This is a genomic window from Clostridium moutaii (genome assembly GCF_041205085.1).
Classification (GTDB): Bacteria; Bacillota; Clostridia; order Clostridiales; family Clostridiaceae; genus Clostridium_B; species Clostridium_B moutaii.
On sequence record NZ_JBGEWD010000019.1, the window covers coordinates 18,146 to 40,741 of the forward strand.

Sequence of the window (22,596 nt, forward strand, 5' to 3'; positions counted from 1 at the left end):
TCCACTAAACAAGTGCATTTAATGCCCTCAACAGATTGTCAACATCTATTCCATGTACCATAGCTGCCTCCTCTAAAGTTTCTCCCTGAGATGCAGAACAAGCTACACATCCCATTCCAAATGTCATCAATGTTTCAGCATGCCTCGGATGTAATCCAATTATTTCACCTATAGTCATATCCTTGGTTATCTTAGACATATTTTATACCTCACTTTACATTATTAACATACTGATTTAGTATGCCTATATATTATTACTTACTAATAAGTATCATAGAATAATTTTAATACTAAAATCATTTCATAGCAAGCTTTACATAAATTAAAATATTATTACTTAATTTATTTAATATCATGAATCAATTTAAAACTTGAATTAGTGATCTGGAAATCATTTTTTAATGATTCTGTAACATAAACCTCTTTATTTTTAGTAATAAATATGGCACTTAATCCTGGTACCTTTTTCACATATTCCGCACCTTTATCCAATCCCAAATAAAATATATTTTTTGTCATGGCATCAGCATCTATGGACACATTTGTCACCAGTGTAACACTGGCTAGGTTATTATCCATAGGATACCCAGTAAAGGGATTTAGTATATGATGATATTTTTTGCCGTTTTTTTCAAAATACCTCTCATATATACCTGATGTGACCACTGTTTTATTGGTAACATCTATGGTACCAACTACACTCCCCCTTGATTTGAATGGATCCTGTATTCCTACGGTCCATGGATTGCCATCAGGATTGTCATTTATAGTCAGAACATTTCCACCTAAATTTACAATGGCATGTTCAACTCCATTTTCCTTCAATATCCTTGCTGCTTCATCTGCTGAATATCCCTTGGCAATTCCCCCTAAGTCCAAAGACATTCCAGGTTTTGTAAGCATTGCCTTTTTATCCTTTTCATCCAGCAGAAGATCCTTATAATTGACCAGTGATTTTTTTTCATCAATTTCCTGCTGAGAAGGAACTCTGGCATGATCCGTTCCTATTCCCCACAGCTTTACTAACGGTCCAATAGTTATATCAAAAGATCCCGAGGATTGCCCTGAATAATATTTACCCTTTTTCAGCACATAGAAAGTGTCATCCGACACTTTGACAAAATTCTTGCCTGCAGCATTTGCCACAGCATCAACTTCTGTTCCCGATTTATTTACACTCATTTTATTTTCAATTTCTTTAATTCTTGCAAAAGCCTTATCTATAGAATTATCTATAACTGTTTCAGACTTGTTGTCATATACCGTTATTGTACATATAGTTCCCAACATGTATTCAGTCTTTGATATAGGTTCTGAATTGCCATTGTTATTTATACATGAAGATAATGGAATTACAGACATTATTATTATTGCACTTAAAAAAATACGTATTTTTTTACTGTAGTTCATTTCATTTAACCCCTTTTAATAAAACAGACGGTTTAAACCGCTTATTTTAATTTTAACGGCAGACCACAGGCTATCAAATATACCTCATCACTTGACTGAGCTATAAATTGATTTACCCTTCCTAAAATATCCACGAATATTCTACCCAGTTTATATTCCGGCACTATACTTAAACCCACTTCATTAGTTACAATTAAAATATGTTTGGAACTTATATTTATTGAAAAAATTATACTTTTAACTTCTTCCATAATATACTCTTCCAATTCTTTTATTTCATCAAAAGTAATATTATCAAAATCAACTTTCTTTTCAAAGATTATGTTGGTTATCATAGTGCCTATACATTCCAGCATTATATATTGGCATTGGCTGTTTCTTATTACATTACCCAATCCCCTATATCCTTCATGGGTTATCCAATTTGGATTTCTCCTCAACTTGTGATTTTCTATTCTTTTTTTCATTTCATCATCTGTAACTACAGCTGTAGCTATATAAAGGACTTCTTCCTTATCCTTTAAAAGTTTTTCAGCAAAAGTACTTTTCCCACTTCTGCTTCCTCCCGTTACCAAAATTATTTTTCCCATGTTTTTACCTCCAAACAAGTATCATAACCTATTATAAGTGCATCATTGCAACAGATGCTATAAGCATTGTAATTATTTCTACCATCTCATTATCTGCTCCAAATAGATCTCCTGTAAGTCCTCCTATCTTTCTATTACAATACAGATTAAATATAAATGGTACAATAAAAGCGGCCAATATCAATATAATCACATATCTGGGATTCATATTAACTACAAAAAGCAAAATAATCATAGTTATACATGTAGTAAGAAACATTTGGAGTTTTCCTATATTACCTATAAATAGATTTCCCGATCCTGTACTTTTAGCCGTTCTGCCTATAAAGGCTATAAAGACTATAGAGAATCTGGCTATAACAGGTGCTGCTATTATTATAAGAGAGAACTTGGGCAATATAAAACAAAGCAGGCTATATTTTAAAAGCAAATCCATCACTATGGTGACGCAGGCATAACTTCCTATTCTGCTGTCTTTCATTATCTCTATTATCCTGTCATTGCCCTTAAAAGCAAAAAAACCATCACACATATCTCCTAACCCATCTACGTGTAATGCACCAGTCAATATTATTCCCGCTAAGAGTACAATAACTGCAGAAACATTTACTGGCAGTATAAGTATAGCTAATTTATATATTATCCACTGTATTCCCCCCACTATGAGTCCTATAACGGGCATAAAAATAGATGCTCTTCTAAAATTTTCTTTTCCACAGGGTAAACTTTTATTTACCGGAATTCTAGTTAAAAATTGAATCATCAAGAGAAAATTATTAATAAATTCTCGCACAAAAAACCCTCCTAATATTTTAAAGGCATTAACATTCACTGCTTGATTTGATAAATACTATATAAAATGGTCCAAGTCAAATTTTACATATAAGTACTAAATGCCAACATGAGTTATGCTATCTATGTACAAATTATGGTATTCATATTTCACCAGGGTAACATCACCATTTTTTGATGCAAACTTCCAAAAAAAATCCAAATTCTCATCTAAGATATAAGAATAAACAGATCTTATAACACCACCGTGGGTAACTATGAGAATATTTTCTCTGTTTAATTTTAAAATATCATCCATGAAACCATGTATCCTTGAATAAAATTCCACATAACTTTCTCCACCTGGAGGTGATTCATTTTTCCAATCGCTACACCATCTGTCATATTCCTCTGGATATAATTTTTTTATATTCTCATAACTTTTACCTTCAAACTTTCCAAAATTTATTTCATTTATTCTCTTATCTACATTAAATTTTTTTGAATTATTTCCTAAAATTATATTGGCCGTTTCAGCAGTTCTCTTTCTCTCACTTATATAAACTTCATCAAATCTTATATGGTTCAAAAATATGGCCGCCTTTTCAGCCTGGTCTAAACCCTTTTCATTTAAACATACATCCATTTTTCCATAATAATATTTATTATTATTTTCATCAGTTTGTCCATGTCTTACAAAATAAATATTCATACAAATTTTATACCTCTACTTAGTTAATTGTCTTTATTATATAGTATTAATATAAAATATACAAATCAAAAACCATGAGTTTTATAACTTATTATCCATATAACGAAATAATTACTATAAAATTACTTTTGACAAGTAATAATTTTTATTATATAGTTATAATTGATTATGAAATAAGGATGGTGTCTATGGATAACTTAACTAGTATTTTTAGAAATAAAAAATTGAAACTCACTCCTCAACGTATTGCAGTATATAAATATTTACAATCTACTAAAGAACATCCTTCAGCAGAAACAATATATAAAACTCTGCAGCAAGATTATCCAACTATGAGCTTGGCAACCGTGTATAAGGCCCTAAAGACATTGGTTGAAGTAAATCTAATACAGGAAATCAATGTAGGAGAAGGCAATTTCAGATATGATGGAAATGTTCAACCTCATTCTCACATTCAATGTTTAAATTGTGGGAGAGTAGATGATATAGACGGGGTTTGCTTTACAGCTCTAAATGATAAAATTAAAAATTACGTTGACTACGAGGTAATAAGTAATCAGGTTTATTTTTATGGCATATGTAAAAATTGCAAAAAGGATATTTATTAAATCAATGTCAAGATGATGGCAGTTACAATTGAATTAATTGCGACTGCCAATTTTTTATATTTTAATATGACTCTTCAACTACTTCATTCCATTCATTTCCCGTATATTTTCCTGAAAATATATGATCTATTTTAAGAGATATATTGGATCTGAAATTTTTAGGTACATTATATATAAAGGCTATATTATCTTCTGTGCTATTTTTCAAGTGCATTATTACATTTTTGTTTACATCCCCTTTTGAAATATTCGCCTTTTTATCCCCTGTTATAAAGCCCTTTTTATATAATTTTTTTTGAGTATTATCACTCAGTACAAATTTTGCAAAGTCACTCATTTCATCCGTATTTTTACCACTTATGGGAATGCTCATTATAGTATCTGCCATAACAGGAATGTTAACATTATTAGATGTTGAACTATAGGATTCCAAACATTTTATTCTGGAATTTTTAAGATCATTTAAATAATAGGAAGATGCTATTAATACAGGTATGTCATCTCTATCAAATTTTTGTACAGTATTTTCATTGCCAATTTCAAAAGTATCTTTATTTATATATCCGTTTTTTACCATATTCTCTAATCTGTCAAAGCATCCCTGTATCTCGCCTAATGCCTTATAAGCTGAAGGCCCACTATCATATATGCTTTCCAGCTTTCTCATTGGAACCAAACTGTTGGACATAATAGAAAATAAAGCTATACTTATATCCATGTCCTCATTTAACACTACAGGTATTCTTTTTTGTAAAGAGTTAAGAATTTTTAAAGTATCTATAAATTCATTCATTGTATTTGGTGTTTTTAAGTTTAATTTATTAAAAGCCTCTTCATTACATAATATTTCTATAGTATAAGGAGCTAACGCAATACCATAATATTTATCGTTAAATCTTCCATAGGATTTTGATATACTATAATACCTATTATTTATATCGTCTTCCTTATATAAGTTCCTTATATCAGATAAAGCACCTTTTCTAATTAAGCTTAACATATCTGTTCTGGAAGTAAATATGACATCCATATTACTATTATCATTTATATCTTCATCTATTTTTTCTCCCATGGCATTATTTATATTTAATTCAGTTTTAGGATTTGCTTTCTTGTATTCGTCTGTCAAATATTTTATCATATTTAAAGATTCCTTGTCTTTTACTCCTATATATATTTTTATTTGTCTATTATCAGCCATCTGATTATTTTTGCCGCATGCAAATAAATTAAACACCAGTATTAATGCTAAAAAAGATATTATTATCCTTTTTTTATAAAGCATAAATTTTCTCATCTCACTTTCAATATAAGCACCTGAAAAAACTACTTATGCTTATTATTCTTATATTAAACTTATTTCTTATAGAATTAATATTTTATAAATTTATTTTGTACATAAATAATTAAATATATAATAAGTTCATATAATTAAATGGGGGTGAAATTTATGAAATTTAGGGTAATATTCCTAAGTAAAAGACATATTTACTTTTTAATATTGTTATTGTTAATTATTTTTCTATCTATAATTTTTATAGTATCCAGGGATTCTTCTCCTTCATTTAACACTATTTCCAGTACTAAAAAAATAAAAGCTGATCTTAACGGCGACGGTAAAGATGATATATTGTCCATCCTGAGAAAGGAAAATAACTATTCAATGAACGCAACTATAGATAATAGAACTTTTATCTTGAACACTAATAAAAATTCATCAATAATTGAAGACTATTCTCCACACTGGCCTTTGAGGATAACCCTTATGGATATATCAAGGAATAAAATACCTGAAATATTCATACAGGGTTCAATAAAAAATAAGCCTGTCCAACGCATTTTTATGTTTAACGGCAATAAATTTGAAAATATTATCTCAAGTTCCAACAACATACTTGGGTTTATGGATTGCAAAAATAACAAGACTCCAAAAATTATATCAGGTAAATTAAGTGAAAATACTACGTCCATTTCTAAATACATATTTTTAAATAATAAATTTAAAAATTATGATTATGAATACAACAGTACTTTAATGGGCCAGGATACTATCTACTCATTTGTAAAGTTTATACAAGGCCTTCCTGAAAGTGAACCCTATAAACCCAAAAATATATTTTCGCCTAACATATCCAAAGAAAACTTGTCTTTAATCGGCAACTTAACGGGAGAAAATAATTCTTATGTATTCCAAGATGGTTTCTTCATGGAAAATAAGTGCGATAAAGATGGCAATGTTTCTGAAGTTTCCTGGACTTTAAATTTTAAAGGTATTTCTAATGCAGATAATAATATAATAAAAAATTACACATTGGATTTAATTCTCATACCAGATAACAGCGGTACTAAAAATTATTATTTTAAAATTATCTCTATGTATAGAAGCAGATAATTAAAAAGGGACCGTATACGCGGTCCCAAGGGGGATGGGGGGTTATTGCATCAAGCAATACTAATACTTAATACTTTGTATTATTTGATGCTAAGGAGATTTTTATATCTCCTAATTACATTTATTATATTGTCCTAATATGAATAAATTATTCATATTAATCAAAAATTTTAATATTTTTTATATAACTCCTCTAACTCCAATTTTATATTTTTTCTTAATCCTTCAGGTTCAATTATCTCTGCACTTTTTCCAAAGCCCATTACCCATTCCTTTATATCTTCAATGTCATCTACATATAAGCTGAGAAGTATATGCCCATCTTCCAATTCATCTATATGCTGATTTGAGTTCCATTTTATATCTTCTATAAAATGAGACATATTTCTACTAAACTTTATTACTACCTTTATTTTATCACCCATAAACAATTCCCAGTGATCATTTAAATAGTCCTTCAGTGAAAACGTATGTGGTCTCATGTAAATATCATTGCTTACCTTTAAGCTTTTTATCCTATTCAATTTAAAACTTTCCACATCATCTTTCATATGGCAATACCCTATTACGTACCAATCTCCTTGTTTAAATATTAAGTTATACGGATCTACCTTTCTCATAGTCAGATTATTTTTATTTATTGAAAAATAGTTTATGTTTAAACTTCGCCCTCTGCTCATGGAATAGCTTACCTGTGATATCTTATCCTCTAAATTTCCTGTATTACCTATAAAATCTATTGAAAAGCTTCCTGTATCATCCATTTCATTTAAGTTCATATCTGAATTTATAGAAACACCTTTTATTTTATAAACTGCATTTTTAAGCTCTTTTTCATATATAAATCCATTTTGTTTTGTAAGTACTTCTGAGGCCATAAGAAGTGCACTAAGTTCTTCTTCAGTTAAATTTGCGGGCTTCATATAAAAATTCTTATCTATATAAAACCCGCCATATCTTCCTTTTTTAGTGTAGACGGGTATATTAGCTTTATTCAGACTACTTATATATCTATATACGGTTTTCTTATCCACTCCTAAAGTTTGAGCTAATTCCGATGCAGTAGTCAATCCCTTATACTGTATTATCATTATTATTTCTAATAAGTTAGAAATTTTAGACATACTCTTTACCCCCAGTGTAAAATTATAGTAACATTTAATTATATCGTTATTTTCTATAATTTTTTTAGTAAAATTTTATATAAAATTAAATTGCGCTCATTATCTACAATATTTCATCATACGTTTTCCTTTTTGTATCAAATTTATTCATTTTGAATAGTATATAGTATAAATTGAATTTGGCACACACATATAAAAGTACAAACTCTATTTACTAAATAGAGAACATTAAAAATGAGGTGAATATGATATGTCGAAACACCATCGAAACTATAATAGTGGTTTTAATATAGCTGATATTTTAAATAATATAGATATAACTCAGCTTCTGTCCATAATATCTTCATTGGGAGGAAATAAAGGCATTGGTAATGATCAGCTGAGCTCACTTATGAACAATTTGAATTCAGGAAATTCATCCAGGGAACCCGCTGCGTCAGGCTTTAACAATTCCAATATAAAATCCCAGCTGTCTGAACTGGAAGATAGATTATCAAAAATAGAAAGCGGAGGAACTATAAAAGAAGACCTACTCCGTGCAGTAAAAGAGTTGCAGAATTCCCCAGATGCAGCTAAAATATTAAATGACTATATGAATTCCAATAATTCTGGTAGAGATACACATAGAAAGTAATTAAAATTACATTTAAAAAGCACTATCAAAATTTTCCATTTCGTTTTAATCTTGATAGTGTTTTTTTTTATTCATAAAATCACCTTAATTTTTGCAGTAACAGTGCAACTACAGTTATTGAATTAAATGTAAAATGATTAAATACCGCATACCAATAACCTTTTTTATTTATTAAGTAACAATTATACAGCCCGATCCATAATATTATTGGAAATGCATTTAAACTAAAATGAATTATTGCAAATAAAAAGCTGCTTAAAAATGCTCCCAAATAAATTCCCATTCTCTTTTTAAATATCTTCTCAAATATAAGCCACCTAAACACGAATTCTTCCAATATAGGTGCAAATATTATAACTATAGGAATCATTATTAAAAACTTCCCTAAAGGCATGCTCGCCATATTGGTAACTATGTCCTGCTGCTTTAATTCCACCTTAAAATTAGAAAGCACTATTGTCTCTATTGCTGATATAAAAATAGTAGCCAAATAAAATATAAATACCATTTTTAAAGCTTTAAAAAATTTAAAATTTTTTAGATCAAATTCGTAAAATTCATCTGTACGCCTTATATACCACAAGTTAATAATTACAAATATGAATGGAATAAGGTTTTCAGTAAATAGGGAAAGTGCCATATATGATATACCAATAAGAATCAAAACTACATTATTCCTCTTACCTTCCCTCCAGAACTTTGCAAATACTAAAAATGGCGGTATATAAACAATCATAAAGACTAGAATGTTTTTTATAATATTCAATCCAAACATTATTAATTTCTCCTTGTTTAATTCTTAACCTTTAGGAATAAAATTAACCATAGAATCCAGAGTATCCAAAATTTCTTCCTTACCCTGTTTATTTAAAGAAGAAAAAGTTAAAATTCTATCATCTTCTTCTAATTTTAGGGTATCCCGTATAATTTTTAAATTATTATACAATTTACTTTTAGAAACCTTGTCAATTTTAGTAGTTACAATAATGGTTCTATAATTATAATGTTTTATCCACTTATACATAATTATGTCATCAGCGGTTGGTTTATGTCTGCAATCTAGAATAAGAACTATTACCTTCAACTGTTTTCTATCATGCAAATATTCTTCTATTACCCCTCCCCAGCTTTCCATTTCTTTTTTTGAAACTTTTGCATAGCCATAACCTGGTAAATCCACAAAATAGAACCCTTTGTTTATCAAAAAAAAATTAATTAACCTGGTCTTGCCTGGAGTACTACTTATTTTAACTAACTTCTTTCTATTCACAAGTGAATTTATAAGGGAAGATTTTCCAACATTGGATCTTCCCACAAAAGCTATCTCTTCTCTATTATCTTTAGGATACTGATTTGAACGTACTGCTGAAATTACAAATTCTGATTGCTTTATTTCCATAATAATCCCACCTAATCTTTAGTTAAAAGTGCATTTTTTAGTACGACATCTATATTATCCGCCAATATATATTTCATCTTGCTTTTAACTGTATTCGGAATCTTCAGTAAATCATTTTTATTCTTTTCAGGAATTATAACTGTATCTATGCCCGCCCTATATGCTGCAAGGCTCTTTTCTTTTAATCCTCCTATAGGAAGCACTCTTCCTGTCAAAGTTATTTCTCCCGTCATAGCTACATTATGTTTTATCTTTCTTTTACTCAGGGCAGATATCATAGCGGTTACCATGGTAACACCTGCAGAAGGTCCATCTTTTGGCACTGCACCTTCTGGAACATGTATATGTAAATCATAATCCTTATAAAAACTACTTTCAATTCCATATTTGTGTGAATTTGCCCTTACATAACTATATCCAGCTTTAGCGGATTCTTTCATCACATCTCCAAGTTGACCTGTCAATTGTAATTTCCCACTTCCAGGCATAACACTTACCTCAACAGGAAGAGTATCTCCTCCATATCCTGTCCATGCCATTCCCATTACTACTCCAACCTTATCTTCTTCATTTGCCTTATCATAGATAAATACTTCAGAACCAAGATAGTATTTTACCTTAGTGACAGTTATACTTATACTCTTTTTATCTTTTTCCATCATCTCTGATATGGCTTTTCTTATAACAGCAGCAACTTTTCTTTCCAGACTTCTAACTCCAGATTCCCTTGTATAATTATCTATCAATTTATATATGGATGAATCTGAAAAGGTAATTTCATCATTTTCTATTCCATTTTCTTTTAACTCTTTAGGTATCAAATATTTTTTACATATATGAAATTTTTCCTCAACAGTATACCCAGATACCTCTATTACTTCCATTCTGTCAAAAAGTGGCCTTGGAATAGTTTCCAGAGTATTTGCAGTAGTTATAAACATGACATTGGACAAATCAAAATCCAATTCAATATAGTGATCTCTAAACGTACTATTTTGTTCACTATCTAAAACTTCTAAAAGTGCATCAGCTGGATCTCCTCTGAAATCATTACTCATTTTATCTATTTCATCCAATAAAAATAGTGGATTCTTTGACTTTGCCTGCCTTATTCCATATATGATTCTCCCTGGTATAGCTCCTACATAAGTTTTCCTATGCCCCCTGATTTCAGCTTCATCTCTTACTCCTCCAAGTGACATTCTAACAAAATTTCTATTTAAAGCATGAGCTATGGACTTTGCAATAGAAGTTTTTCCTACACCAGGAGGTCCTACAAGACAGAGTATAGGTCCCTTAAGAGAATTGCTCATTTTTTTAACTGCCAAATATTCAATTATTCTATCTTTAACATCTTTTAGACCATAATGATCCTTTTCAAGTATTTCTCTAGCTAGTTTTATATCTAAATTATCTTTAGTTTCAATACTCCAGGGCAAACTCAATATCCAATCCAGATAAGTTCTTATTACTCCTCCTTCCGAGGAATAAGAACCCGTATTTTTAAGTCTATCCAATTCATATAATGCCTTATCTTTAACAACTTTAGGCAGTTTAGCCCTTATTATTTTATTCTTATACCTTTTTATCTCTTTTTTATCCTCGTCGTCTTCTCCAAGCTCTTCCTGTATAGCCTTTAATTGCTCCTTCAAATAATATTCTTTTTGAACTTTATCTATTTTATTTTTTACCTTAATTCCTATCTTTCTTTCCAATTTCAGAATTTCTATTTCATTTGCCAGTATGGAAAGCACTTTTTCAAGTCTTTTTTCTATATCATAACATTCAAGAAGTTCCTGCTTTTTTTCCTGTTTAAGCATTAAGTAGGAACTTACAGTATCAGCTAATCTTCCAGGATTATTTAATTCATCCAGTGTAATTATAGTTTCCACCGGTATATTACCGGATAATTTTATATATTCATCAAAATTTTTTTCTATAGCACGTGCAAGTGCCTCACAATTTTTATTTTTATCATAATCCTCATCTTTTATCACTTCAATTTTAACTTTAAAAAAAGGTTCCTCACTAATATATTCCCTAAGTATTGCCCTGGATTCACCTTCTACAAGTACTCTAACTGTATCTCCAGGCAATTTTAATATCTGTTTTATATTACAAATTGTACCTATCTTAAATATGTCTTCTTCACCGGGATCTTCAGTTTTTGCTTCCTTCTGTGCAGTTAAAAATATTCTTTGTTCTGCAAGCATAGCCTCTTCTAACGCAAGTATTGATTTTTCTCTACCTACATCAAAATGCAAAACCATATATGGAAATATAGTAATACCTCTCAACGGAATTAGAGGAAGAATTCTTAAATTTTTATCCATATCTCTCTCCTCCTTTTAAAAGATTTTATAGTATGGCAACAATTTTACTAATAAATAGATCAATCTATTATAACTGTAAAACATATTTTTTTCAATTGCCATATACTTTGTTGATAATCATTTTGTTAAATTAGACGTAAATAATCTAAAATTTACTTAAAAAAGAGTACCGAAATCAGTACTCTTCTTTATACGAACTTATGCAGTTTCAGGCCCTTTTCGTGTCCTTGATTTTTTTAATTTAATAGGAGTTCTCTTCCCATTCTCAGCATTTATAACCTCAGGCTTTCCTGTTGCAACTGCATTTTTATCTATTATTACCTTGGCTATTTCTTCTTTTGAAGGAATATCAAACATAGCATCCTTCATAGTTTCCTCTATAATAGCTCTAAGACCTCTTGCACCAGTGTTTCTCTCCAATGCCTCTTCTGCTATTGCATCCAATGCATCATCCTTAAACTCAAGCTCCACATCATCAAATTCAAAAAGTTTTTTGTATTGTTTGACAAGTGCATTTTTAGGTTCCTTTAAAATACTTATCAATGCACTTTTATCCAGTGCATCCAAGGTCACTATAATAGGAATTCTTCCTACAAACTCAGGTATAAGACCATATTTCAAAAGATCTCCTGGCATTATTTCCTTTAAAAGTTTTCCTATATCCTTTTCCTTTTTAGACTGTATATCTGCACCAAAACCAAGTGTACTTATCCTAGTCCTTCGCTCTATTATACTATCTATGCCATCAAAAGCTCCACCGCATATAAACAATATATTAGTAGTATTAATCTGGATAAATTCCTGATGGGGATGTTTTCTTCCTCCCTGAGGTGGCACTGAAGCAACGGTACCTTCCAATATTTTCAAAAGTGCCTGCTGTACACCCTCTCCAGATACATCCCTAGTTATAGATGGATTTTCTGATTTTCTAGCTATCTTGTCTATTTCATCTATATAAACTATTCCATGTTCAGCTCTTTCTATATCATAATCTGCATTTTGTATGAGTTTCAGCAATATATTTTCTACATCCTCGCCTACATATCCGGCTTCTGTAAGCGTAGTAGCATCTGCAATAGCAAAAGGTACATTTAAAAACTTTGCCAGAGTCTGAGCCAAAAGTGTCTTACCGGATCCTGTAGGTCCAAGTAAAAGTATATTACTTTTTTGAAGTTCTATATCATCACTTTCCTTATTGGAATTTATTCTTTTATAGTGATTATATACCGCTACTGATAATGATTTTTTTGCACTCTCCTGACCTATTACATACTGATCAAGATAATTTTTTATTTCTATGGGCTTTGGAATTGAAGTCATATCTATTTGAACATCTTCCTCAAATTCATCGCTTATTATCTCGGAACAAAGTTCTATACATTCATCACAGATATACACTCCTGGTCCTGCAATTAATCTTCTAACCTGATCTTGTGTCTTACCGCAGAATGAGCATTTAAGTTGCTTTTTTTCATCATTTTTTGCCATTTCTACACCTCACTAAAGGTTATTTCTTTTTTGTAATAACTTCATCTATTAAACCATAATTTTTAGCTTCTTCTGCCGACATAAAGTTATCTCTCTCTGTGTCATTTTCAACTTTTTCAAGTGGTTGACCTGTTCTTTCACTTATTATAGTATTCAGCTTCTTCTTTATTTTCAGTATTCTATTGGCATGAATTCCTATATCAGTCGCCTGGCCTTGAAATCCACCAAGAGGTTGATGTATCATTATCTCTGCATTTGGAAGTGCAAATCTTTTTCCCTTTGCACCAGCTGTAAGCAAAAATGCACCCATGGAAGCTGCCATCCCTATACATATAGTGGATACATCCGACTTTATATACTGCATTGTATCATAAATTGCCATTCCAGAGGTTATGGATCCTCCTGGGCTATTTATGTAAAGATATATGTCTTTATCCGGATCCTCAGCTTCTAAAAACAGCAATTGTGCTACCACAAGACTGGCCGTTACATCATTTACTTCCTCACTTAACATTACTATCCTATCTTTCAAAAGTCTAGAATAAATATCGTAAGATCTTTCCCCTCTATTTGTCTGTTCTACAACTACTGGTACTAAACTCATAAAGCTCTCCTCCTTTTATATAACCATCTTTTATAATTAGTATACATTAAAAATAATTTATATTATATTTTGAAATCAATTGCTGGAAAAAATTCTAACAATTGATTGCCTATCATATTAATCTATTACTTTGCTGCTATCCACTAACATCTTTATTACCTTCCCATTTATTACATCCGTCCTTAAGTATTCCTTCTGGCTGTCAAAGATTAATTTTGACATCTTCTCAATGTCCTTGCTGCTATACTGTTTAGCCATGCTTTTTGCTCTCTCTAAAAGTTCCTCATCTTCTGCTTTTATGTCTTCTACCTTAGCTATCTCTCCAATAACCAAGTCTGTTTTCACCCTTTTTTCTGCTGTTTCCTTCATATAATCTCTAACTTTTTCTTCAGTGTTATTTGTATACTGATAATAAGTTTTAAGATCCAATCCCTGGTATTTCAATTTCATCTCCAAATCTTTAAGCATATTATCTACTTCTTTTTTAATCATAGCTTCCGGTATATTTACTTCTGCCTTTGAACAAACCGCATCCAAAACCGCTTCTTCAAATTCTCCTTCAGCCTTTAATTCATTTGCTGCCTGCTTTTTATCTCTTATATCTTTTTTTACTTCCTCTAAAGTGTCAAATTCAGATATTTCCTTTGCAAATTCGTCATCAAGTTCTGGTAACTCCTTAATTTTTATCTCTTTAACTGTAACTTTAAATAGGGCTTCTTTTTCATTTAAATCTTCTCTTCCATATTCTTTAGGGAATGTTACATGAACATCCTTGGAATCACCTGCTTTTAGTCCTATTAACTGATCTTCAAAATTATCTATGAAGGTTCCTGAACCAATTTCTAATTGGTAATCTTTTCCTTCTCCACCTTCAAAATCCTTGCCATCCACAGATCCCTTGAAATCTATTATGGCAATATTTCCTTTTTCTACACTTCCATCTTCCTTTGTTTCTATTCTAGCATTTTTTTGCTGCATTGTCTTCAATTCTTTTTCTACTTCTTCATCTGTTACATTATATGTATTTTTTTTCACTTCAAGATCTTTGTATTCTCCAAGTTTAACCTTTGGGAATACAGTTACAGTCGCTGTATACACGAAATCTTTATCATTTCCTATTTGAATTATATCAATTTGAGGATAATCTACAGGTTTTATATTATTTTCTTCCAATACTTGTGGATATGTATCGTCACAACAGAAATTTATGGCATCTTCATAAAAAACTCCTTCACCATAATATTTCTTTATTATATTCATAGGGGCTTTACCCTTTCTAAAACCCGGTATATTAAATTTTTTGGCATTTTTGGCAAATGCCTTTTTCATTGCTTCATCGAATTTTGATGATTCTACAGTTATTTCTAATTTTACAACATTTTCTTCTATCTTTTCCTTCTTAACATTCATTATAAAATTCCTCCCACTAATTACTCTATATGCTTATATCAACTATGCTATTATATCATATATCCATTCACATTTATACATCATACCTGTCACTTTTACTCCTTGATTATAATTTAATTTCAATATTGAAAACTGAAAGTGTTCCTTATGAGAAATCTCCCCCGTACCTAGGAACCACTTGATAACCTTATTATATATATTTTACCACTAAAATTATAATATTCGTATTACAATTTCACATCAGGCAGATAAAATTTTATAGTTTTTTAACTGTTACATATATTATAAATATAATCTTTAGCTTCCTTCAGCTGGCAATAGTTTTTATAATTGTCACTATATACTTCAATTATACCCACTTTATTATATCCTATTTCCTTTAATTTACAAAGTATTTTTTTATAATCTACATTTCCTTTACCCGGAAGCAAACAGGAATTTTCACCGTCCCTGTCATTTACATGCAGATTTTCCACAGCACTACCCATAACATCTATATATTCTTCAGGTGTTTTACCTGCTCTATAAGCCTGTTTTATATCCAGGGTAAAATATATGGGTTCAGTACATTTTTCTTTAAGTTCATACAAAAAATCAGTATTACTGGATAAACACCAGAATACATTTTCCTGACATAATTTTATACCCTGCTCGCCTGCTGTATATGTCAATTTATTATAAATATCGAAAATAAAATTGCCGTGAATTTCATGCAACTTTCCACACCTCATGCCGTGAAAGGTATAACATCTGGCTCCCAGCAATTTTGCCAATTTACATACTTTCTTAAACTTCAGGAAAGCATCATCTCTTCTTCTTTTATACCGGTCAAACAAATAAGGTTCAAAAGAGGAAGAAAAAGCATGAATGGAATTAATGATAAAATCATTTTCTAATTTTTGCTGCAAAAGTAACTTTCCAAAATCTTCTTCATATTCACTGTCACTATTTAAAAATATCTCTCCAATTTTAAATCCTAGATTTTTCATTAAAGCTATACTGTCTTCCGTATTGACATGTGGATAAAAACTGGCAGATGATAATCCTATATCCATAATACCTCCAAATTCATATTTATCTCATGACTGACATTACTAGACTCACTCCTCTCCGAAACGGGAGATAAGCACTGTCACACCCGATTAGTTTTTCTAAGGTTCGTAAAAGAAAAGTATTCCCTATCAGAAAGTTAAACCTAACCTTAGAGCAGCTTTATAATTCACTGTGAAAATACCCAGTAGAAGTCCATAAACCTTCTACTGGGTAACAGAACCCGATGCATTTACATAAACAGTTGTGCCATCTTCAACTACCGTAAGCCCTTTATCAGTCAATCCCTGAAATTTTATATTTTCTCCTTGTATGTTCTGAACCATAACATGATTTTTATCTTGTAAACTCTCTATCCAGACATATTTTGCAGTCTTGCCAATCCAAGGCAGTTGACTTATATATGCAATATTATTATCATCCAAAAATTTTGGTGAAGAGCACCATATATAATTTGGATTGCTGGCTATCTGAGCATCTTTGGTTATTACCGTACCAGTAGTAGATACATATTGTTGATTTGTCATATCCTGCTTATTTCCATTTATGTCCACTAACAATATACTTTGAGATTTATTATCGAATAATACTACATTTTTAGCAGATGGGCTTATATCATAAGCTACGCTTCCATCTCCAGGAGTAACACTTTTAAATTTCTTATCATTTCCTTTACCCTCATATATTAAATTTACATTCTTACCATCACTTAATTGTATTTTATAGTTATCTTCTTTTTTTACACTCTTGTCTGTTGATTGGGTTTTACTATCTATTGAAGATGCTTTTGTACTCTGATTATTACCCTTTACTTGTTTATTTTCAGCAGAAATATTGCTTTTTATTTTATTTGTTCCATTTATCACATCTTTAAATGCTCCCCTTATGTAAATTACAGCTAGAACTATTACCAATAAACACGCTATCACAAGTATAACTATATTTCTCTTGCGTCGTCGCATTTTCTTTCCATACTCTTTGCTAAAAATACTTGGCTTACCCACTCAAAAACTCCTCCTATACTCAGTATTAAAATTATAAATTCAAATAATTATTTATAAATATAAATCATATATAGTTATAAAACTATCTTAATTCTTTATATTAATAACATGAATACTCGTTACTTATTATAACTCAAAATTCTAAGAAATAGTACTAATTTTTTGTGAACCTTCCCAAATATATTTCAATGAATACATCATCTTCGAACTTATTTGAACACCCTGCTTCCAGGTTTTATATAATCCATCCCATTTCTACACATAGGACAATCTTCCGCATTATAAGTACTTATATTTAATTTTACTGCACTATACACAGGATATGGTATCCTAATATCTTTTGATTTTCTATCCACTATACAACATATACCTACAACTTCTCCTCCCAGATTTTCTATTACTTTGGCAACTTCTAATGAGGATTTTCCTGTAGTCACTACATCTTCTGAAATTATGATCTTCTCCCCTGGATTTATCTCAAAACCTCTTCTTAAGGTCATATTTCCATCTTGCCTTTCTGCAAATATTCCAGGCTTTCCAGTCTGTCTTGCAAGTTCATAGGAAACTATTACCCCTCCCATTGCAGGGCCCACTATTTTATCAAAATTTACATCTTTTAATTTATCCGCAATCACCGCTAATACCTTTTCAGCTTTATCCGGGTATTGCAAAAGCTTGGCACACTGGCAATATTTATTGCTGTGCTTACCTGAAGAAAGTAAAAAATGCCCTTCTAAAAGTGCTCCTGCCTGTTTTAAGATATCTATAACTAAATCATCCATAATTTCCCTCCTAAATTATTCCTCTTATTTCTTCTAGATCCTTTATATTTTCATCTGCCATATATTTTTCTATGTTATCTATTATATCCAAACATATATCCGGCTTAATAAAATTTGCGGTTCCAACCTGAATTGCACTTGCTCCTGCCATAATAAACTCTAAGGCATCCTCCCAGCTGCATATTCCCCCTATTCCAATTACAGGAACCTTTACAATTTTTGAAACCTCATATACCATCCTGAGAGCTATTGGCTTTATTGCGCCACCAGAAAGTCCTGCAGTCACATTGTCAAATACCGCTCTTTTATTTTTTATATCCACTGCCATAGCTTTAAATGTATTTACAAGGGATATACTGTCTGCTCCGGCTTCACAGCACCTATAGGCCATATCCACAATATCTTCTGCATTTGGAGACAACTTCACCATAAGTGGCTTCTTGCATGCCGCTCTAACAGCTTTCACTACTTTATAAGCTATTTCGGATTTTATCCCAAAAGCCATGCCTCCGCTCTTTACATTGGGACAAGATATGTTAAGCTCTACAATATCCACATCCGAATCACTTAATTTTTGTGCAGCCTCAACATATTCTTCTAAAGTACTCCCCCCCAAATTGGCTATAATGACTGTATTGTATCTTTTCATTTTTGGAAGTTCAATATTTATAAAATGTTCTATGCCTGGATTCTGAAGTCCCACACTGTTCAATATGCCTCCTGTAGTTTCAAAAATTCTCATGCCCTTGTTTCCTTCTCTTTTATTCAAAGTAATTCCCTTGGAACATATTGCCCCCAATTTGGATACATCATAAATCTCATTGTATTCTTCTCCAAATCCAAAGGTTCCCGATGCAGCAATTACAGGATTCTTCAAGTTTACACCACATATATTCAACAACTCAATGAACTCCTCTCCAAATAATGACTTTTAAATTTACCATACTATTTCTTCACCCGAAAAAACCGGACCATCTTTGCATACTCTTTTATTTCCAGAAGTGGTATTGCAGGTACATACCAGACAAGCTCCAATTCCACATGCCATATGTTTTTCCATAGATACATATACTTTTACTTTCTCTTTCATACATTTTTCTACCACCTTTTGTATCATGGCCTCAGGTCCACAGCACAATACCATATCATAAATTTCAGGTTTGAATTCATCTGTAACATAACCTTTTATTCCACGGCTTCCATTTTCCGTTGATATATATATATTATCCACAAAAGGCTGAAACTTTTTTATGGAATATACATCATCCTTAAATCCTGCATACAAATCTACCTTATACTCTTCTATACTTCCTTTGGCATTTAAACTCTGATCTTTTATATCCCTTGCAAGATAAAACATAGGAGCAATACCTATTCCGCCGGTTATTATAGCAGTTTTCCCCTTCAGGTTTCCCCTGCTGAATCCATTTCCCAGAGGACCTAAAAGTTTAATTTTATCTCCTCTTCTTAAATTGTACAGCTTTTCAGTTCCTCTTCCCACCACCTGATATAAAAAAGTTATCTTGTCTTCCTCCAAATCATGTATACTTACAGGTCTGGCCAATACAGGATCCGAATCCCAGCATCTAAGCATATAAAATTGCCCCGGTATTCCCTTAAAATTGCCCCTTATTTCAAGTTTGTATATATTATCAGTTACTTTTTTATTTTCATATACTTCCTTAACCACGTAGTTTAACTTACTCTCCACTACATTTCTTCCCCATTTCTAAAAATTATTATCTGAATTTCCATATATTATTTCTTATTTTAATACACTCTTCTCTTGCACATTCCCCATAGTTTTTTTCACCATTTCCTCTGGTTTTATAGGCAAGTAATATACCTCTTGAAGAATTAACCACACCGCCATTTCCATCTTTAAGATAAATTGAAATATCCCCTGCTGTTCCACCTTGAGCTCCATATCCAGGTATCAAAAAAAATGTGGTATTTAAATTACTCCTCAGCTGAGCCCCCTCTTCCTGATGGGTACAGCCTATTACTCCCCCAAGAGCGCTGTAGCCGCAGTTTCCAAGATACATTTTGCCAAGTTCGTTTATTTTTTCACCCACTATATCATATAATTTTTTATTTTCTGCTGTATCTACATACTGTATATCTTTTGCTCCCCTGTTTGAAGTCCGTATAAGTATAAATAATCCTTTATTTTCATTTGTCACATAAGGTAAATATGGCTCTATTGTATCAAAACCCATATATGGATTAAGTGTTATGAAATCACTTTCAAAATCCCCCTGAAAATGAGCCTTGGCATACATTTCTGCTGTCTTTGCTATATCTCCTCTTTTAATGTCCGCAATAGCTATGGAATTTTTACTTTTTATATATTGTAAAGTTTTACTATAAGCCCTAATTCCTTCAATACCAAGTGCCTCATAATATGCAATTTGTACTTTGTAACAGGCAGCTATATCACAGGTACTGTCTATTATGTTCCTGTTAAATTCAAATATGGCATCTTCTGCATTTTGATGTGAGTCTAATACACTTTTAGGTATGTATTCCAAAGCCGTATCCAAACCCACACACACATTTCCCTTTTCAGCCACTTGGGAATACAATTTATCTATAATCATAAATAACCTCCTCCAACCAAAAGTATCAGATTTTCTGCTGAAACACAATTTTTCCGGCTTTTATGGTCCTAAGCACCCTTCCAAATACCTTATGTCCTTCAAAAGGAGTGTTTTGACCTTTGGATTCAAATTCACGTCCCTGTATTATATAATCCCCATTTAAATCTGCTAAAATCAAATCACCGTCATATCCGGGAGTTATACGACCTTTTTTTATCTTCAATATTTCAGAAGGATTTTTAGACATTAATTCAGAAAGTTTATTTAAAGTTATATATCCACCCTTTACAAGTTTTGTATAACACAGGCTAAAGGCTGTCTCTATGCCCGATATGCCTGCTGCACCCTTATCCTTGTCTTCTTTAGTATGCGGAGCATGATCCGTACTTATAGCATCCACCCATCCTTTTTTTATGCTGTCTATGAGATAACTTACATCCTCTTTATCCCTAATTGGTGGGTTTACCCTGTAATTGTCTCCTGAAAGTATTATATGATGTGGAGTAACTTCACAGGTTACATTTACTCCCTTGTTTTTTGCCCTTATTATATATTCCATAGCCTCTTTAGTACTTACATGAGCTATGTGTACAGGGCACCCCGTGAATTCTGAAAATGCTATGTTCCTCCAGGTCATTATATTCTCCGCCAGCCTCATATCTATATTTGAAAGTGAATGTTCCTCTGAATGGCACATTACTATTTTTCCTGATTTTTTAGCCTTCATCATGGCTTCCAACATTATTTTACCATCCATAACATCTTTTCCATCTTCAGATATTATTTTTACATTTTCATCAAGCTTATCTAAATGGCTTATATCCTCTCCATTAAAATTATTAGTTATGGATACACATTGATGTGCGTCTATTAGTCCAACTTCCCGAACCTTTTTTAATACATAATCTACAATCTTCATATTGCTGCAGGGAGGATTTGTGTTTGCCATAAGATTTACCATGGTATATCCGCCTCTAACTGCAGCCCTGCAGCCGGTTCTTATATCCTCTTTATCTGTAAATCCCGGTTCTCTAAAATGTACATGTAAATCCACCAAAGATGGCATAAGTGAAAGCCCTTTGGCATCTATGGTTTCACAATCTTCCTCTAGGCTTTCTCCAACTCTGCTTATAATTCCATTATTTATATAAACATCTCCCAGAAAATCTTGAGAACAGTCCACTATCCTGGCATGTTTTACGAGAAGCTCCATTTATATCATCCTTTCAAAATTTCAGCCCTCTCTTATTTACAGAGATAAATTTTCATATATCTGATCACAGTATTCACACCTGTATTCTCCTGTTTTTTCATCTACCAGGTTAAAAATATGAGGTATATTTTTTTCTACAGAAGTTACACACCTTGGATTTTTACACTCTATTATATTTTCTATTCTATTTGGTAATTTTAATTTTATCTTCTTATATATTTTTTCATCTTTTATAATGTCAATTGTTATATTGGGATCTATAAATCCCAATACAGCAAAATCCATTTCCAGATTATTTTCTATTTTAATTATATCCTTTTTCCCCAGCTTGCTGCTTTCTGCATTCATTATAAGAGCTACAGAATAATCAGCTTTATCCAGTTCCAGATACTTATATATTTTCATTCCATATCCAGCTTTTATATGATCAATTACAATTCCATTTTTTATACTATTTATAGTAAGCATTATT

General features: G+C 31.4%; 24 protein-coding genes. 3 read left to right on the forward strand and 21 right to left on the reverse strand.

Going from position 1 to position 22,596, the window contains the following annotated elements:
• Nucleotides 1-4 precede the first annotated feature (4 nt).
• The 5 genes from AB8U03_RS14910 to cobC all read right to left on the reverse strand — a co-directional run bounded on the left by AB8U03_RS14910 (nucleotide 5) and on the right by cobC (nucleotide 3,483).
• Complete coding sequence (locus AB8U03_RS14910; protein WP_369705358.1) at nucleotides 5-199, reverse strand: DUF1858 domain-containing protein; 195 nt, start codon at nucleotides 197-199, stop codon at nucleotides 5-7.
• Nucleotides 200-342: 143 nt separating this feature from the next.
• Nucleotides 343-1,410, reverse strand: a complete 1,068-nt coding sequence (locus tag AB8U03_RS14915) for an FAD:protein FMN transferase (RefSeq protein ID WP_369705359.1) — start codon at nucleotides 1,408-1,410, stop codon at nucleotides 343-345.
• A gap of 41 nt (nucleotides 1,411-1,451) precedes the next feature.
• Nucleotides 1,452-2,000 carry a bifunctional adenosylcobinamide kinase/adenosylcobinamide-phosphate guanylyltransferase gene (cobU, locus tag AB8U03_RS14920; RefSeq protein ID WP_369705360.1) on the reverse strand — a complete coding sequence of 183 codons (549 nt, stop codon included), beginning with the start codon at nucleotides 1,998-2,000 and terminating at the stop codon, nucleotides 1,452-1,454.
• Nucleotides 2,001-2,031: 31 nt separating this feature from the next.
• A complete protein-coding gene (gene cobS, locus AB8U03_RS14925; RefSeq protein WP_369705361.1) occupies nucleotides 2,032-2,793 on the reverse strand; it encodes an adenosylcobinamide-GDP ribazoletransferase in 762 nt (253 codons plus the stop codon).
• A 96-nt stretch (nucleotides 2,794-2,889) separates the two neighbouring features.
• Nucleotides 2,890-3,483, reverse strand: coding sequence for an alpha-ribazole phosphatase (gene cobC / locus AB8U03_RS14930; protein WP_369705362.1), 594 nt, complete (start codon nucleotides 3,481-3,483; stop codon nucleotides 2,890-2,892).
• Between the two features lie 188 nt (nucleotides 3,484-3,671).
• Between cobC and AB8U03_RS14935 the strand changes: the two genes are divergently transcribed.
• Nucleotides 3,672-4,091 (forward strand): Fur family transcriptional regulator, encoded by a 420-nt coding sequence (locus AB8U03_RS14935; RefSeq protein ID WP_369705363.1) that lies wholly within the window; start codon nucleotides 3,672-3,674, stop codon nucleotides 4,089-4,091.
• Between the two features lie 61 nt (nucleotides 4,092-4,152).
• On the opposite strand, the gene AB8U03_RS14940 is transcribed toward AB8U03_RS14935, so the two are convergent.
• Nucleotides 4,153-5,376 carry an ABC transporter substrate-binding protein gene (locus AB8U03_RS14940; RefSeq protein WP_369705364.1) on the reverse strand — a complete coding sequence of 408 codons (1,224 nt, stop codon included), beginning with the start codon at nucleotides 5,374-5,376 and terminating at the stop codon, nucleotides 4,153-4,155.
• A 165-nt stretch (nucleotides 5,377-5,541) separates the two neighbouring features.
• Here AB8U03_RS14940 and AB8U03_RS14945 point away from each other — a divergent pair, with 165 nt between their 5' ends.
• On the forward strand, nucleotides 5,542-6,483 hold the full coding sequence (locus AB8U03_RS14945) for a VCBS repeat-containing protein (RefSeq protein ID WP_369705365.1): 942 nt from the start codon (nucleotides 5,542-5,544) through the stop codon (nucleotides 6,481-6,483).
• A gap of 170 nt (nucleotides 6,484-6,653) precedes the next feature.
• Here AB8U03_RS14945 and AB8U03_RS14950 read toward each other — a convergent pair whose 3' ends face one another.
• On the reverse strand, nucleotides 6,654-7,607 hold the full coding sequence (locus AB8U03_RS14950; RefSeq protein ID WP_369705366.1) for a helix-turn-helix transcriptional regulator: 954 nt from the start codon (nucleotides 7,605-7,607) through the stop codon (nucleotides 6,654-6,656).
• A gap of 250 nt (nucleotides 7,608-7,857) precedes the next feature.
• Here AB8U03_RS14950 and AB8U03_RS14955 point away from each other — a divergent pair, with 250 nt between their 5' ends.
• Nucleotides 7,858-8,241, forward strand: coding sequence for a hypothetical protein (locus AB8U03_RS14955; protein ID WP_369705367.1), 384 nt, complete (start codon nucleotides 7,858-7,860; stop codon nucleotides 8,239-8,241).
• Nucleotides 8,242-8,320: 79 nt separating this feature from the next.
• On the opposite strand, the gene AB8U03_RS14960 is transcribed toward AB8U03_RS14955, so the two are convergent.
• The 14 genes from AB8U03_RS14960 to AB8U03_RS15025 form a co-directional block, all read right to left on the reverse strand.
• A complete protein-coding gene (locus AB8U03_RS14960) occupies nucleotides 8,321-9,016 on the reverse strand; it encodes a CPBP family intramembrane glutamic endopeptidase (RefSeq protein WP_369705368.1) in 696 nt (231 codons plus the stop codon).
• A 24-nt stretch (nucleotides 9,017-9,040) separates the two neighbouring features.
• Entirely contained in the window at nucleotides 9,041-9,640 is a 600-nt protein-coding gene (gene yihA / locus AB8U03_RS14965) for a ribosome biogenesis GTP-binding protein YihA/YsxC (RefSeq protein WP_369705369.1), read from the reverse strand.
• A gap of 11 nt (nucleotides 9,641-9,651) precedes the next feature.
• Nucleotides 9,652-11,973: an endopeptidase La gene (lon, locus tag AB8U03_RS14970; protein ID WP_369705370.1), complete on the reverse strand. Its 2,322-nt coding sequence runs from the start codon at nucleotides 11,971-11,973 to the stop codon at nucleotides 9,652-9,654.
• Between the two features lie 198 nt (nucleotides 11,974-12,171).
• Nucleotides 12,172-13,461 (reverse strand): ATP-dependent Clp protease ATP-binding subunit ClpX, encoded by a 1,290-nt coding sequence (gene clpX, locus AB8U03_RS14975; protein WP_369705371.1) that lies wholly within the window; start codon nucleotides 13,459-13,461, stop codon nucleotides 12,172-12,174.
• A gap of 19 nt (nucleotides 13,462-13,480) precedes the next feature.
• Nucleotides 13,481-14,065: an ATP-dependent Clp endopeptidase proteolytic subunit ClpP gene (gene clpP / locus AB8U03_RS14980; RefSeq protein ID WP_106008376.1), complete on the reverse strand. Its 585-nt coding sequence runs from the start codon at nucleotides 14,063-14,065 to the stop codon at nucleotides 13,481-13,483.
• A gap of 117 nt (nucleotides 14,066-14,182) precedes the next feature.
• Nucleotides 14,183-15,475, reverse strand: coding sequence for a trigger factor (gene tig / locus AB8U03_RS14985; RefSeq protein ID WP_369705372.1), 1,293 nt, complete (start codon nucleotides 15,473-15,475; stop codon nucleotides 14,183-14,185).
• A gap of 266 nt (nucleotides 15,476-15,741) precedes the next feature.
• A complete protein-coding gene (locus AB8U03_RS14990; RefSeq protein ID WP_369705373.1) occupies nucleotides 15,742-16,530 on the reverse strand; it encodes a sugar phosphate isomerase/epimerase family protein in 789 nt (262 codons plus the stop codon).
• Nucleotides 16,531-16,731: 201 nt separating this feature from the next.
• Nucleotides 16,732-17,529 (reverse strand): hypothetical protein, encoded by a 798-nt coding sequence (locus AB8U03_RS14995; protein WP_369705374.1) that lies wholly within the window; start codon nucleotides 17,527-17,529, stop codon nucleotides 16,732-16,734.
• 209 nt (nucleotides 17,530-17,738) lie between these two features.
• Entirely contained in the window at nucleotides 17,739-18,311 is a 573-nt protein-coding gene (gene pyrE, locus AB8U03_RS15000) for an orotate phosphoribosyltransferase (protein ID WP_369705375.1), read from the reverse strand.
• A gap of 10 nt (nucleotides 18,312-18,321) precedes the next feature.
• On the reverse strand, nucleotides 18,322-19,212 hold the full coding sequence (locus AB8U03_RS15005) for a dihydroorotate dehydrogenase (RefSeq protein ID WP_369705376.1): 891 nt from the start codon (nucleotides 19,210-19,212) through the stop codon (nucleotides 18,322-18,324).
• Between the two features lie 36 nt (nucleotides 19,213-19,248).
• A complete protein-coding gene (locus AB8U03_RS15010; protein WP_369705377.1) occupies nucleotides 19,249-20,022 on the reverse strand; it encodes a dihydroorotate dehydrogenase electron transfer subunit in 774 nt (257 codons plus the stop codon).
• A gap of 28 nt (nucleotides 20,023-20,050) precedes the next feature.
• Nucleotides 20,051-20,911 carry an orotidine-5'-phosphate decarboxylase gene (pyrF, locus tag AB8U03_RS15015; RefSeq protein ID WP_369705378.1) on the reverse strand — a complete coding sequence of 287 codons (861 nt, stop codon included), beginning with the start codon at nucleotides 20,909-20,911 and terminating at the stop codon, nucleotides 20,051-20,053.
• Between the two features lie 25 nt (nucleotides 20,912-20,936).
• On the reverse strand, nucleotides 20,937-22,124 hold the full coding sequence (locus tag AB8U03_RS15020; RefSeq protein WP_369705379.1) for a dihydroorotase: 1,188 nt from the start codon (nucleotides 22,122-22,124) through the stop codon (nucleotides 20,937-20,939).
• A gap of 36 nt (nucleotides 22,125-22,160) precedes the next feature.
• Nucleotides 22,161-22,592 carry an aspartate carbamoyltransferase regulatory subunit gene (locus AB8U03_RS15025; RefSeq protein WP_369705380.1) on the reverse strand — a complete coding sequence of 144 codons (432 nt, stop codon included), beginning with the start codon at nucleotides 22,590-22,592 and terminating at the stop codon, nucleotides 22,161-22,163.
• Between the last annotated feature and the right edge of the window lie 4 nt (nucleotides 22,593-22,596).